Here is a 13,188-nt window from a genome sequence, read left to right as displayed (position 1 = left end):
CTTGCTGGGCATGGATAACGGAACAACTAAAAATAACGATCTATTTAAAGGGGAACAACGTGAATAAGTCTGAACTGATCGACGCTATCGCAGCTTCAGCCGACATTCCAAAAGCAGCTGCGGGTCGCGCGCTGGATGCTACACTGGAAGCGGTTACTGGTGCACTTCAGAATGGTGATTCTGTAGCACTTGTAGGTTTCGGTACATTTTCTGTAAAAGAGCGTGCTGCTCGTACAGGTCGCAACCCACAGACAGGCAAGCCAATTGAGATTGCCGCTGCGACTCTGCCAACTTTCAAGCCTGGTAAGGCTCTGAAAGACGCAGTAAACAAGTAAGATCTGATTGCGTCACGATTTTACTTAAGGGAGTGGTAGTTCATTCGTGAGCTACCCGACCTGAAAACTGATATAACCAGTTTCCAGGTCACGGGTTCAAGTCCCGTCAGGGAGCGGTAGTTCAGTTGGTTAGAATACCTGCCTGTCACGCAGGGGGTCGCGGGTTCGAGTCCCGTCCGTTCCGCCAACTATGTAGTATACGGTTTTACTGTTCCTGCATAGACTGAAAAAGCTATATCCACATTGGATTAAGCTAAAGAATTCCTGAAAGGCGCATTCCATCGAGAATGCGCTTTTTTTATGTGTAAAGAATACGGCCGGGTTAAGAGGGCATAATGCTACAGTCCATTCGGGATAACTCTCAGGGAATCATCGCCAAGATTATTGTTGGCTTGATTGCGGTTACTTTTGCTTTGTTTGGTGTTGAATCACTGGTTAGTCTAACAGGTGGCAGTAATGCGCCTGCTACCGTCAATGGTGAAGAGGTTAGTCAGCAGGAGTTGGTTCAGGGGATGCGCCTTCAGCGTAATCAGATGCTGAGCCAGATGGGTGAAAATGCTGACCCGGGTCTGTTGAATGATAATCTGATCAGCAGCATGGTTCTTGAAGGCCTTATCGAGCAGAAAGTGCTTGTTCAGTCCGCTGAAAATCAGGGTTTGGTTTTCACCGATGCGATGATCGATCAACTGATCGTATCGACAAAGGACTTTCAGGTAGACGGCAAATTCGACAAAGTGCAATTTGAAACGGTTCTGCGTAACGCGGGCCTGTCACCATTGTCCTACCGTGCGCTGGTTCGCAAGGAAAAGCTAACAGAGCAAGAGCGAATTGCTTACCTGCTATCCGCCTTTACGCTGTCTAACGAACTGAATGAAATCGCAACATTACAGAATCAGTCCCGTGATACGCGCTATTTCACGCTAGCGGCTGAACCGGAGCGTGCAGCTCAGACAGTCTCTGATGATGAAGTGGCAGATTATTTTGCTCAGAACAGCGGTCAGTACCTGAGCGATGAACAGGTCGCTATAGAATATATCGTCCTGGATCGTGCTGATCTGGAAAAAGATGTTGAAGTAACTGCTGATGAGGTCTCAGCAGCGTATCAGCAGATGGTTGATAGCTATCAGGCTCAGGAACTACGCCAGGCAGCACACATCATGGTTGAGATCTCTGATGAGCAAGAAGCTGCTGCGGCTGAAACCAAGGCAAAGGCCCTGCTGGATAGACTGAATGCAGGTGAAGATTTTGCAGCCGTAGCGCAGAGTGATTCAGATGACCCTGCTTCAGCTGAGATGGGCGGTGATCTGGGTGTAAATGAGAAAGGCACTTTCTCTGCTGAGTTTGAGGATGCGCTGTATGCCCTTGAAAAGGGGCAGATTTCAGAACCGGTTCAAACAGAATTTGGCTACCATCTTATTAAGTTGTTAGACGTTGTTGAAAGCGAGGTGCCAACCTTTGAGGAAGCAAAGGCAGGTATTGAGCGTGACCTACTGAATGAAAAAGCTGAATTAGAGTTTGTAGCTCAACTCGACACGCTTAAAGATGTTGCGTTCTCTTCAGGTGACCTGGTCGAGCCAGCCGAAACCCTGGGTCTTGAAATTCAGACTTCAGAACTGTTCTCTCGTGCAGGTAACGAAGCGCCAATTACTTCTGAGCCAAAAGTTTTATCGGTTACCTTTGATCCAAGCTTTCTTCAGGAAGGCGTGAATAGTGATCCTATTGAACTGAGTTCCAGCAAGGTGGTTGTTCTACGTATCCTTGATCACCAGCTGCCTCGTGAGCGTTCTTTGGATGAAGTGAAAGAGGTGATTACCGCGACTCTGCTCGAAGAAAAAGTTGCCGAGGCGCTAACTACTAAAGCCGACCAGTTCATTGCAAAGCTTAAGCAAGGTGAGGCGCTTGAGTCTTTAGCTTCCGGTAGCGAAGTGATTAGTAAAACTGATATCTCCCGTGGTTCGCAGGACCTTCCTGAGCAGTTACGTGAAGCGTTGTTTGAAATGCCTAAGCCAGCTGAAGGCGAAGCATCTTATGCTGCAGTTGATCTGTTAGATGGTAGTAAGGCAATTGTTGCGCTGGAGAAGGTCACTGAAAATGCAGCTGATCTTAATGAGGAAGAGCAGCGCTACATGGGCATGTTGCTCAACAGCCGGTTCGGTCAGCAGGACTATCAGGATCATTCGGAACAGTTGAAGGATAAGGCTGAAATTGAACGCCTGTAATGAATAACTGTCTATAAAAAACCACCTTTGGGTGGTTTTTTTATTTGTCCTTCGAAATTTTAGTGATAAGGTCTACTGCTGGATATTATCTTGCTGTTTATAAAGGATTATTTTCTATGAAGAAGACCTTACTTGCCCCCTTAATCAGTGTGGTTCTGATTTCGGGTTGTGCTTCTTTTGAAGCCCCTTCTTACTCGCCCGATTACCAAACCATTGATGCTGTTAAGACCCAATCGTTAAAAGCTGTATCTTTAGGCGACTTTTCACCTATGGATCCGCAAGCGAAAGTTAATAAGATATCTTTGCGCGCGGCTGGCTTCAAAGCTAAACAGGGGACATTTACACAATATTTTCGTGATGCTCTAGAAGCCGACCTGACTGAAATAGGAATCTATGATCAAGCTTCAGATGTAACCATCAGTGCTGAGCTTGTTGAGAATGATTTGGATATTTCAGGATTCAGTAAAGGTAAAGGCCTGATGCAAGTTCGTTTGATGATCAATCAAGGCGAAGACGTGCTTCTGGATAAGGTCTACACCGCTGTAACCGAGTTTGATTCTTCCTTTGCTGCTGCGGTTGCAGTGCCTAAAGCGCAGTCTGAGTACCCGGTATTGGTGAAGACGATGTTAGCAAAGATTTATACTGACAAGGCTTTTGTTAAGGCGGTAACTAAAATATGAATTATTCTATGAAATGGCTTAAAGCATCTTTGGTCGCGTTAGCTGCGCTTGTAGTGACGGCATGTTCACACCCCATAACTATAACGCCACTAGAAACGCCTGATCGTAATAATAAAGTCAGTAGTAAAAACGCTGCATATGTTATGACTGATGCTCAAAGGGCGGTTAGGGTAACTACACCTGGAGGGGGCGGTGATAAGATCGATTATCAACCTTATCGAGACCTGGAGAAAGCGATTAGAGATGCGTTGGGTTCAGTTTACAACAACGTGGTTGTTATCAAAGGGCATGATGATACAAAGGCTATCCTGGACAACGAGGTGAGCTTTGTTTTTACGCCTATTATTCACACGACTTCTAGCTCTGATTCAGCTTTTACATGGCCGCCTACAGAGTTTACCATTGAGGTGAATTGCTCAGTAAGAAATGCAGCAGGCACTGAAATTTCAAGCTTTACAGTTACTGGTCAAGGCGCAGCAGAGTTCTCTGAGTTTAAATCTGATTTTGGTCTTGCAGGTCGAAGAGCAGCTTCGGATCTATCTCAAAAGTTACGTGAGAAACTGCTCGAAGAGAAGCAGCTTCACTAAACTGGTTAAAGGCTTTGGTTAACTGACTATTGGATGATCTATGAAAAAGTTACTGCTGTTACTCATTTCTCATGGCGCGGTAGGGTTTGCCGGATTTGCGTTAGGGGTGTATTTACTACCTATTCTGACTGCACCGGCTTCTCCGACTCACAGTGAGATGCGAGCAGCGCTGGCGAACAACCTTTATAGTGGAACTTTCACAAAGGATCTGCCGGGCAGTGACTTTCTTCATTGGGGAGAGGGCAAACTATCTCTGAGTCAGAATAAAATTGTCTTTGAGGGTGAGCTAGCGCCGGGGCCGGATTATAAATTGTACCTGTCTCCGGTGTTTGTAGATGACGAAGCAAGTTTTGAAGCCAGCAAAGCTAAGATGGTTCAGCTTTCTGATGTAAAAACCTTCAACGGCTTTGTGGTTAATGTTCCCGAAGGTATTGATGTAGGGCAATACACAACTGCAGTGGTATGGTGTGAAACCTTCGCAGAATTTATCTCTGCGGCTAAGTACCAGAACTAGCCTATTTGTTCGACAGTCAGTTTAACTGACTGTCGAATACACGGTGAAGAGTTGCGGATCAACCAACTGGCTCGCAGGCGTGATCGTCTTACGGTTCCATGGCACGAAGCCAAAATACCAGCAGCGCCAGAAGTTTACGCTGGCCTGTGGGTTTTCCTCCAGCAGTGCGGCTAAGGTCTGCACTTTACCAATCTCTATTCCCAAGGCTTCCTTGTAAGTCAGATAGACAAATTTTGAACAAAACTGACGTTCAGAATTAAACTTAAAGCCCAGATGGTAAAAACGCCCCATGCGCTTTTCAGCAGTATTTTTTAGCTGCTCTATCTGATCAGTGGTTAATTTATTCTGCAGGCGTAATACGCTCACTTCATTGTTGGTTGTACGTTTTACAAAATCCCGTAAAGGCGTTCTTCTGACTTTGGGAACCGCGCTTTCTAAAACGAACCACTGATTGTTCTCTTTTACGATAAAGCCCACATGTGAGGTCCAGCTTCCAGTCCCTTTAGCAACCTGTCGATAGAGAAAGCTGTCGATCGATATGAAAATGATATCGCCTTCATGAACCTGACTTTCCAGATCTTTATGAATGGTGTCTAAGGTTGTCATACTCATTTGTCTTGTCTCACAGTTAAAGTTGATGATGTGAGTATGCTTTTTAGGGCTCTTTGTCGCGATGTATCTGTATTAAGTATCGTATATTGATACTTAAAGGCCAGTTTGCATTTTTTTTTAGCTGCGATGTTAAGATACGCTCCCCTGACCATTAAGAAGACGCCAAGATGCGAATACTGTTACTCTCCGCTTATGATGCTGAAAGCCATATCTATTGGCGTAAAGGGTTGATAGAACATCTTCCTGAATATGAGTGGACAGTATTGAGCTTACCCGGGCGCTATTTCAGTTGGCGTATGCGGGGTAATTCATTGAGCTGGGCTTTTGCTGAAAGGGAGCTGCTAGAACAGCAATATGATCTGGTTATCGCTACCTCGATGACCGACCTCTCAGCGCTGCGCGGATTTATTCCAAATTTAGGGCAGATACCGACACTGGTGTATTTCCACGAAAACCAGTTTGCCTATCCAAGTTCGGGTAAAGAGTTCAAAAGCGTAGAGCCCTGTATTCTCAATCTGTACACTGCGTTAGCCGGGGATTACTGTTTATTTAACAGTGAATACAATCGTCGTACCTTGCTCGAAGGGGCAAGCGCCTTGCTAGGTAAGATGCCAGATCATGTGCCTGCAGGTATTACCGATCGGATTGCTTCACGCTCTGCGGTTGTGCCAGTGCCTTTGAAAGATGATAGCTATTTGCCCTCTAAACCAGAATCAAATCGTGTACATCTGGTTTGGAATCACCGTTGGGAGTTTGATAAGAATCCCCAGCTCTTACTCGATGCGATCCGTCTTCTGTTAAAGAAAACGGATCGTTTTACCCTGCACGTGGTAGGACAGCAGTTCCGAAAGGTACCACCCCAATTTACTGAACTGTCTGAGCTGTTGGATCAATACCCAGGATGTAAAGGGGAGTGGGGATACATGGCATCCAGGCAGGCCTATCAGGCATTACTGCAAAAAGCGGATATTGTCTTGTCTACCGCGGATCATGATTATCAGGGAATCGCTGTGTTGGAAGGCGCTGCCGCTGGGGCATTTCCAGTGGTACCTGATCGATTAGCCTATCAGGAGCTATTCCCGGTTGAGTGCCGTTATACCGAGAGCGATCAGGCTAATGAAATGGCAGAGAAGCTAGGCCAGTTGATAGAGAAAAAGCTGGATAATGGCTTTGAGTTGCCTTCAGTAGATGTCAGCCAGCTGAGTTGGACAGTCCTGGCTGACAAATACCGTGAGGTGATTGAAGCAATTATGAAACGCGGCGCACCTTAAATTTACGGCCTTTGATTTTGCCCTTGTTCAGCTGTTGCTCAGCTTTTCGCGCCGCTTGGCGCTCTACCGCAACAAAGGCAATAAAATCAAAGATATTAATCTTACCAACCTGGCTTCCAGGGATGCCTGCATCACCTGTCAGCGCGCCAAGGATATCGCCTGGGCGTACCTTGTTCTTTTTGCCGCCGGCAATAGAGAGTGTCACCATTGGTGGGCGAGGCGGTTCATAGTTGGGCAGCTCTGCGGTTATCTCGGTATTTTCAAATTCTGTTTTAAGGTAGTTTTCAATAGACACTACCTTGTAGGCTTCTGAAGGTTGATACAGGTTCAACGCGATACCGCTTTTCCCAGCACGGCCTGTACGGCCGATACGATGGGTATGCACTTCTGCATCACGGGTCAGATCGTAGTTGATTACGCAAGGCAGTTCCTCGATATCCAGACCACGTGCAGCAACGTCAGTCGCGATCAGGAAGTTACAGCTACGGTTGGCAAACTGGACTAGCATCTGTTCACGCTCACGCTGATCAAGATCGCCATGGATCGCGTTGGCGCTATAGCCCTGGCTGCGGAGGAACTGCTGAACCTGAGTGCAGGTCTGTTTCATATTGCAAAAAATCACTGCGAATTCAGGTTGGAACTGCTGTAGAACCCGGCCCAGGCCTTGAAGCTTCTCTTCTTTCTCAAACTCGAAGAAATGCTGCTTAATCTGGTTTTGGCTGTGGGTTGATTCAACTTCAACAGTGACAGGGTTAGTAAGGATATCCGCACTGAGTGAAGCGATTGACTTTGGATAGGTTGCCGAGAAAAGTAAAGTTTGGCGCTTGCTCGGTGCCTGATCAATAATATCCCTGATCTGCTCGGCAAAGCCCATATCTAGCATACGGTCCGCTTCATCCAGCACACTGTTTTAGCGCTGCCCAGGCTCAATGTGCCTTTACGCAGGTGATCCTTAATTCGGCCAGGTGTACGTACGACAACATGTGCTCCATGCTCGAGTGAGCCGATCTGCGGGCCGATAGGTTGGCCACCACAAAGCGTAAGAATCTTTAAGTTCTCAGTGAAACGCGCCAGTTTCCGCAGCTCATTAGCAACGTGAGTTGCTAATTCGCGGGTTGGGCAAAGTACCAGTGCCTGTGTGGCAAAATTACGTGGGCGTAATTTCAGTAACAGCCCTATGCCAAAGGCTGCCGTCTTGCCGCTACCGGTTTTCGCTTTGGCAATAAGATCTTTTTCTGCCAATACTTCAGGCAGCGCCTGTTGCTGAATGGCAGTCATCTCTTTATAACCCAATTGGTCAAGGTTACTCAGAACGGATTTAGGCAGGGCTAGCTTGGCAAAACTGGAATCAGACACGTAAGGCTCATCGGCTGGAAAAAAGAAGGCTGCATTATAGCTGATCTCGGGTAATCGGGTGGTTTTTTTCGTATACTTCGACAGATCTAAATACACGGGTTTGGTTAAGCTGAATGAATACACGATATGACGTTGTGATCGTTGGTGGCGGCATGGTCGGTGCGACCATCGCTTGTGCTCTGGGAAACAGTAATTTATCTGTAGCAGTGCTTGAACATGCTTACCCTAAAGCCTTCGAGTCGGACCAGCCAAACGATCTTCGTGTTTCAGCTATCAGTGTCGCTTCCGAGAATATCCTGAAAATGGTCGGAGCCTGGGAAGGGATTCTGTCACGCCGTAGTTGTCCCTACCGCCGTATGAAGGTTTGGGAAGCAGATGAAGTCAAAGCGGCTACAGAATTTGTATCCGATCATATCGGTCATGAGTATCTGGGCCATATCGTTGAAAACCGAGTGATTCAGCTAGCGCTGCTAGAGCGCTTAAAGGCTTTTGATAATATCGACCTGATCTGCCCAGCTAAGGTTGAAGAGATCGATTATTCGCCGGGAAGTAGCCTTATTCGTCTCGATGATGAGCGGGAGATTATCGGTAGGCTGTTGATCGCCGCAGACGGTGGGGATTCTAAGGTTCGCCAGGCCGCGGGCATCGGCGTAACAAAATGGGATTACGAGCAGTTTGCCTTGGTGGCTTCGGTGACAACCAACTATCCGCAACAGGATATCACCTGGCAGCAGTTTACCCCGACTGGGCCTTTAGCTTTTCTACCGCTCAGTGGTGAGAATGCATCTCTGGTCTGGTACAACACGCCAGACAATGTAAAGCGATTGATGCAGCTGGATGACGACCAGTTTATGCAAGAGCTTACCGCAACCTTCCCGGATACCCTGGGTTCTCTGGATAAGCTATTGATGCGGGGGTACTTCCCGTTACGCCGTCAGCATGCGCAGGAATATGTGTTAGAGGGCTTAGCCTTAGCGGGCGATTCTGCGCACATGATCAATCCGTTAGCAGGTCAGGGGGTCAATATCGGTCTGCTGGATGCCGCCTCACTGGCAGAGGTAATTCTAAAAGCGGCCAGAACCGGCGAAGATATCACTGAACTTGAGCTGCTCAAAGAGTATGAGCAGCAGCGTCGCCAACATAACCTGCTGATGATGCAGACGATGGATGCATTCTATCGAATCTTCAGTAATCAAATCGGTCCTCTTAAACTGATCCGCAACATCGGCCTGGGCCTTGCCGAGCGGGTAACGCCTGCTAAAAACAAAGTGACCCGATTTGCTATGGGGCTGGAAGGGCCGCTACCGGCATTGGCAAGATTAGAAGAGATCTAGAATAAAAAAGCCGGTCTAAGAAGACCGGCAAAGGATAAGGCTGATATAACCAGCCAGAGTAGAGAAGTGGGGTCGTATCGTGACCCCGGACGATAATTACTGAGCAGTGGCTGCTGGCTTAGCCGCAGCAGGTTTAGCTGCTGCTTTTGGCGCTGCCGCAGCTTTAGGAGCCGCCTTAGGCGCTGCTTTTTTAGCAGGTGCTTTTTTAGCAGGTGCTTTAGCTGGCGCTGCTGCTTTAGGCGCTGCTTTCTTTGCAGGTGCCTTTTTCGCAGGTGCTTTTTTAGCCGGAGCTTTCTTTGCTGCTGGTGCTGCCGTTGCAGCAGGCTTAGCTTCTGGTGTTACAGGCGCAACGGCTGCAGTCGCTGCTTCTGTAGCTTCTGCCATAAATTTGTTGAAGTCTGTCATGTACGGCATTTCGCTGATTTCAGACAGGCTCTTCTCAACGATTCCAGAGATCTCTTCCTTAGCGGATGTCAGCGCAGCAAGTTCTTTTTCCGCAGTTGCTGTCATCTTGCCTTCCAGATCCTTCATGAACTGAACTTGCAGTTCGATAGCATCTTTAGGATCTTTAACTTCAGAAAGAGCTTTCAGTTGAGCAACGCTTGAATCAACAAAGTCTGTTACGTATTCAGACTGCAGAGAGAACAACGTTTCCAGTGCTTTCTTGTTCACTTCAGCAACGTCGATTGCAGGTTGCATTTTTTCCTGAACGTCTTTCATCAGATCATCGTACATTTTCAATTCCTCTGAGAACTTTAACTTGTTTGTGCATTGCAGCATTTGTGTTCAATATAGTGGTTAATAAATAACCTGTCAAACATTTTTTTGTGCATTGCACAAAAGGTCTGACAGTCTTTTTCTAGTTAAGAAAAGTTTCAATAAAACAACGGGATAGGCGGATCTTATTAAAGGTATAGTCGCCCGAGGTTTAGCTCAAATTCACATGGATAGCAGTCATTTCACAGAAATTTAAGCCGTTAATCCCTATATCTGAGCAGCAAAGTTGGTTATCCCCCGCAATTGTCATTACAATCAAGAGAAAGCGCGAATCCCGTTTATTCTTTTTTGGGGCATTCGCTTACGCTCGCTTGTTAAGGATCTGATATTTACATGACAAATTTGCAAACCGTCGCTGATTGCCATGCTTCTTTTGATTTTGTTCGTTCGGAGAAGATTGAGTCACTAGGGATTGATGTCGCAGAGTTTACTCATAAAGAGACCGGTTTAACGCACTACCATATAGCTGCGGATCATTCAGAAAATGTATTTCTGGTCGGGCTGAGAACGGTCCCAGAAGATTCTAAAGGGGTTGCACATATTCTCGAGCACACGGCTTTATGCGGTAGTGAACGTTTTCCTGTCCGTGATCCGTTTTTTATGATGACACGGCGTTCATTGAATACTTTCATGAACGCAATGACCAGCAGCGACTGGACCTCTTATCCTTTTGCCAGCCAGAACCGTAAAGATTTCTTTAATCTGTTAGATGTATACCTGGATGCGGTGTTCTTTAGCCGTCTGGATCCTTTGGATTTTGAGCAGGAAGGGCACCGTGTAGAGTTCGCTGAGCCCGGAAACCCTGATTCTGATCTGGAATATAAGGGTGTTGTATTTAACGAGATGAAAGGGGCAATGAGCTCTCCTGTTTCTCGTCTATGGCAATCGGTTACTAAATACCTGTTTCCAACCACCACCTATCACCACAACAGTGGCGGTGAGCCTGAGTGTATTCCTGATCTCTCCTATGATGAGCTGATCGATTTCTATAAAACCCATTACCATCCAAGTAATGCCGTCATCATGACCTTCGGTGATATTCCGGCGACTGAACTACAGACTTTCATTGAAGAGAAGGCATTAGCACGCTTTGAAAAGCTGGATACAACCATCGATATCCATGATGAGAAACGTTACCACTCACCACTGCGTGTTGAAGAGGGTTACGATCTGGATCAGGAAGATCTGAGTGGTAAAACACACCACGTAATGGCTTGGTTGATGGGGCCGTCCAGTGATCTGGAAGCGCAGCTTAAAGCGCACTTGATGTCCCGTGTATTGCTGGACAATAGTGCAGCGCCTTTGCGACATGCTCTTGAATCTACCGATCTGGGTAGTGCGCCTTCGCCACTTTGTGGGCTTGAAGACTCTAATCGTGAAATGAGCTTTATGTGCGGTATTGAGGGGAGTGAACCTGAATCCGCCGATGCTTTTGAGAAGATGGTTCTGGAAGTATTAGAGAAAGTCGCTGAAGAGGGCGTTCCGCAGAAGATGCTGGAAGCACAACTCCATCAGCTTGAGCTACAGCAGCGTGAAATTAATGGTGATGGCTACCCCTATGGGTTGAGCCTGATCATGTCTTCTTTAGGTGCGGCGGTTAACCACGGCGATCCAATTGCGCTGCTGAACCTTGATCCTGTATTGGAGAAGCTTCGCGAAGAGATCAAGCAGCCTGATTATGTACAGAACCTGGTGCGTGAACTCTTGGATAATCCGCACCGTGTTCGACTGACACTACGTCCGGATAACCAGCTAGCCGCTCGTCGTGATGCGGCAGAAAAGGCTCAGCTTGCGAAGATCAAGGCGTCCCTCAATGAGGATGAAAAGCAAGCACTGATTAGCCGTGCAGCTGAGTTGGAAGCCCGTCAGAATCAGATAGACGACGAGTCTATTTTGCCTAAGGTGACGTTGAATGATGTACCTGATGATATGACGGTACCGGAACCGACCGCTGTTAACTCAAGCCTGCCTTATACCCGCTATGACAGGGGAACCAATGGTTTGATCTACCAGCAGATCATTATGCAGCTCCCCGAACTTAGCGAAGACGAGCAGCATCTGCTACCACTATACAGCTATTTGCTGACAGAGCTTGGCTGTGGCGAACGTAGCTATCAGGAAAACCAGCAATATCAGACGGAAGTCACTGGCGGTGTCCATGCATTCGCATCGATCCGAGGTATGCCTGACAATGAGCAGGATGTACGTGGATTCTTCACTTTGTCTGGTAAAGCTCTGATTAGCAAGCAGCAGGAACTGTTAGACCTGTTAAAAGAAACGCTGGATAGCGCGCGTTTCGATGAACTCTCACGTATTCGTGAAGTGGTTTCTCAACAGCGTACACGCAAAGAGCAGAGTATTACTGGCAGTGGTCACGCCCTGGCAATGATGGCAGCCAGCGCCAAGATGAGCCCGGCAGCGGCCCTGGCTCAGGCTACCAAAGGTCTGGAATCGATTCGTTTCTTCAAAACGCTTGATGAGCAGCTTGAAGATCAGGCTCAGTTGCAGGCTTTGTCAGATAAACTGGCTAATCTGCATAGCAAAATTCAGAAAACACCTCGTCAGTTCCTTGTCGTGGCGGAGGAAGAGTACCAGGCAGGATTGCAGCAGGCTCTGGAAAGTCTTTGGCAAGGTACTTCAGAAACCGAGGGAGCCGGATTTAAATTACCAGCGCTTCGCGAGCGGGTTAAACAGGCCTGGACGACAAGTACACAGGTTAGTTTCTGTGCTAAATCATTCCCAACCGTGCCTGTTGAGCACCCTGATTCAGCGGCGCTAACGATCCTGGGTGATTTCTTACGCAATGGCTTCCTTCATCGGGCGATCCGTGAAAAGGGCGGGGCCTATGGCTCCGGTGCAGGTCAGGATTCCGGTGATGCGGCGTTCCGTTTCTTCTCTTATCGTGACCCTCGTTTGACGGAAACGCTGGACGATTTCGACGCCTCTATTCAATGGCTTTTAGAAAATGAGCATGAAGATCAGAAGCTTGAAGAAGCGATTCTGGGTGTTGTAAGTTCGATTGATAAACCAGGATCTCCGGCCGGAGAGGCTAAACAAGCGTTCCATAGTCTATTGTTTGGGCGTTCCCCAGAACAGCGTAAAGCGTTCCGTTCGCGGATTCTTCAAGTGACTCTTGATGATCTTAAGCGTGTCGCTAAAACCTATCTGTTAGATGCTGATGCGAGTGTTGCGGTGGTAACAAGCAAAGAGCAGGCTGACGAATTGGGTGATGCATACGAAATCATTGAAGTATAATTGACACGAGTCCACATGAGAGCCCTGTAAATCCTTTGCAGGGCTTTTTTGTATCCTTTTTTTGCTTTAGGCCGTATCTAACATGCAAACGCATATGATCTATCGGGGCGCACTGTTTATTGTTCTGTCAGAACTGTGTCTTGTCGCTGCGGGGATGATGGTTAAGCAGGTGACCGAATCCCTGCCGACAGAGGTGATTGTGTTTGCCCGTAACCTGTTTCCCTTATTGCTGCTTTTACCCTGGCTTC

General features: G+C 47.4%; 12 protein-coding genes and 1 tRNA gene. 9 read left to right on the top strand and 4 right to left on the bottom strand.

Annotated elements, in window-relative coordinates; genetic code table 11:
- Positions 1-59 precede the first annotated feature (59 nt).
- The 6 genes from MED92_RS03550 (at position 60) to MED92_RS03525 (ending at position 4,335) form a co-directional block, all read left to right on the top strand.
- Positions 60-335 carry an HU family DNA-binding protein gene (locus MED92_RS03550; protein WP_007020114.1) on the top strand — a complete coding sequence of 92 codons (276 nt, stop codon included), beginning with the start codon at positions 60-62 and terminating at the stop codon, positions 333-335.
- Between the two features lie 110 nt (positions 336-445).
- Positions 446-522, top strand: a tRNA-Asp gene (locus MED92_RS03545).
- Positions 523-670: 148 nt separating this feature from the next.
- Positions 671-2,554: a SurA N-terminal domain-containing protein gene (locus MED92_RS03540; RefSeq protein WP_007020113.1), complete on the top strand. Its 1,884-nt coding sequence runs from the start codon at positions 671-673 to the stop codon at positions 2,552-2,554.
- Positions 2,555-2,670: 116 nt separating this feature from the next.
- The gene (locus tag MED92_RS03535) at positions 2,671-3,234 is read left to right on the top strand and encodes a hypothetical protein (protein WP_007020112.1); all 564 of its coding nucleotides are present in this window, start codon (positions 2,671-2,673) and stop codon (positions 3,232-3,234) included.
- On the top strand, positions 3,231-3,821 hold the full coding sequence (locus MED92_RS03530) for a hypothetical protein (RefSeq protein ID WP_007020111.1): 591 nt from the start codon (positions 3,231-3,233) through the stop codon (positions 3,819-3,821). The genes MED92_RS03535 and MED92_RS03530 overlap by 4 nt, the downstream gene beginning before the upstream one ends.
- 40 nt (positions 3,822-3,861) lie before the next feature.
- Entirely contained in the window at positions 3,862-4,335 is a 474-nt protein-coding gene (locus MED92_RS03525; RefSeq protein WP_007020110.1) for a DM13 domain-containing protein, read from the top strand.
- A gap of 21 nt (positions 4,336-4,356) precedes the next feature.
- On the opposite strand, the gene MED92_RS03520 is transcribed toward MED92_RS03525, so the two are convergent.
- Entirely contained in the window at positions 4,357-4,941 is a 585-nt protein-coding gene (locus MED92_RS03520; RefSeq protein ID WP_007020109.1) for a YiiX/YebB-like N1pC/P60 family cysteine hydrolase, read from the bottom strand.
- Between the two features lie 173 nt (positions 4,942-5,114).
- Here MED92_RS03520 and MED92_RS03515 point away from each other — a divergent pair, with 173 nt between their 5' ends.
- Complete coding sequence (locus MED92_RS03515; protein ID WP_007020108.1) at positions 5,115-6,218, top strand: tRNA-queuosine alpha-mannosyltransferase domain-containing protein; 1,104 nt, start codon at positions 5,115-5,117, stop codon at positions 6,216-6,218.
- Here MED92_RS03515 and MED92_RS03510 read toward each other — a convergent pair.
- Both MED92_RS03510 and MED92_RS19395 read right to left on the bottom strand, forming a co-directional pair.
- A complete protein-coding gene (locus tag MED92_RS03510; protein ID WP_420170111.1) occupies positions 6,196-7,122 on the bottom strand; it encodes a helicase-related protein in 927 nt (308 codons plus the stop codon). The two genes, MED92_RS03515 and MED92_RS03510, sit on opposite strands and share 23 nt — an antisense overlap.
- Positions 7,095-7,574: a DEAD/DEAH box helicase gene (locus MED92_RS19395; RefSeq protein WP_420170110.1), complete on the bottom strand. Its 480-nt coding sequence runs from the start codon at positions 7,572-7,574 to the stop codon at positions 7,095-7,097. Before MED92_RS19395 ends, MED92_RS03510 begins: the two co-directional genes overlap by 28 nt.
- 113 nt (positions 7,575-7,687) lie before the next feature.
- On the opposite strand from MED92_RS19395, the gene MED92_RS03505 reads away from it, so the two are divergent.
- Positions 7,688-8,908 carry a UbiH/UbiF/VisC/COQ6 family ubiquinone biosynthesis hydroxylase gene (locus tag MED92_RS03505; protein ID WP_007020105.1) on the top strand — a complete coding sequence of 407 codons (1,221 nt, stop codon included), beginning with the start codon at positions 7,688-7,690 and terminating at the stop codon, positions 8,906-8,908.
- 96 nt (positions 8,909-9,004) lie between these two features.
- On the opposite strand, the gene MED92_RS03500 is transcribed toward MED92_RS03505, so the two are convergent.
- On the bottom strand, positions 9,005-9,643 hold the full coding sequence (locus MED92_RS03500; protein ID WP_007020104.1) for a phasin family protein: 639 nt from the start codon (positions 9,641-9,643) through the stop codon (positions 9,005-9,007).
- 375 nt (positions 9,644-10,018) lie between these two features.
- On the opposite strand from MED92_RS03500, the gene MED92_RS03495 reads away from it, so the two are divergent.
- On the top strand, positions 10,019-12,940 hold the full coding sequence (locus tag MED92_RS03495; protein WP_007020103.1) for an insulinase family protein: 2,922 nt from the start codon (positions 10,019-10,021) through the stop codon (positions 12,938-12,940).
- Positions 12,941-13,188: the final 248 nt, after the last annotated feature.

The sequence above is a fragment of the Neptuniibacter caesariensis genome (assembly GCF_000153345.1).
Lineage (GTDB): Bacteria > Pseudomonadota > Gammaproteobacteria > Pseudomonadales > Balneatricaceae > Neptuniibacter > Neptuniibacter caesariensis.
Note: the sequence above shows the minus strand (reverse complement) of the source record. Positions and strands in the feature narration are given on the sequence as shown.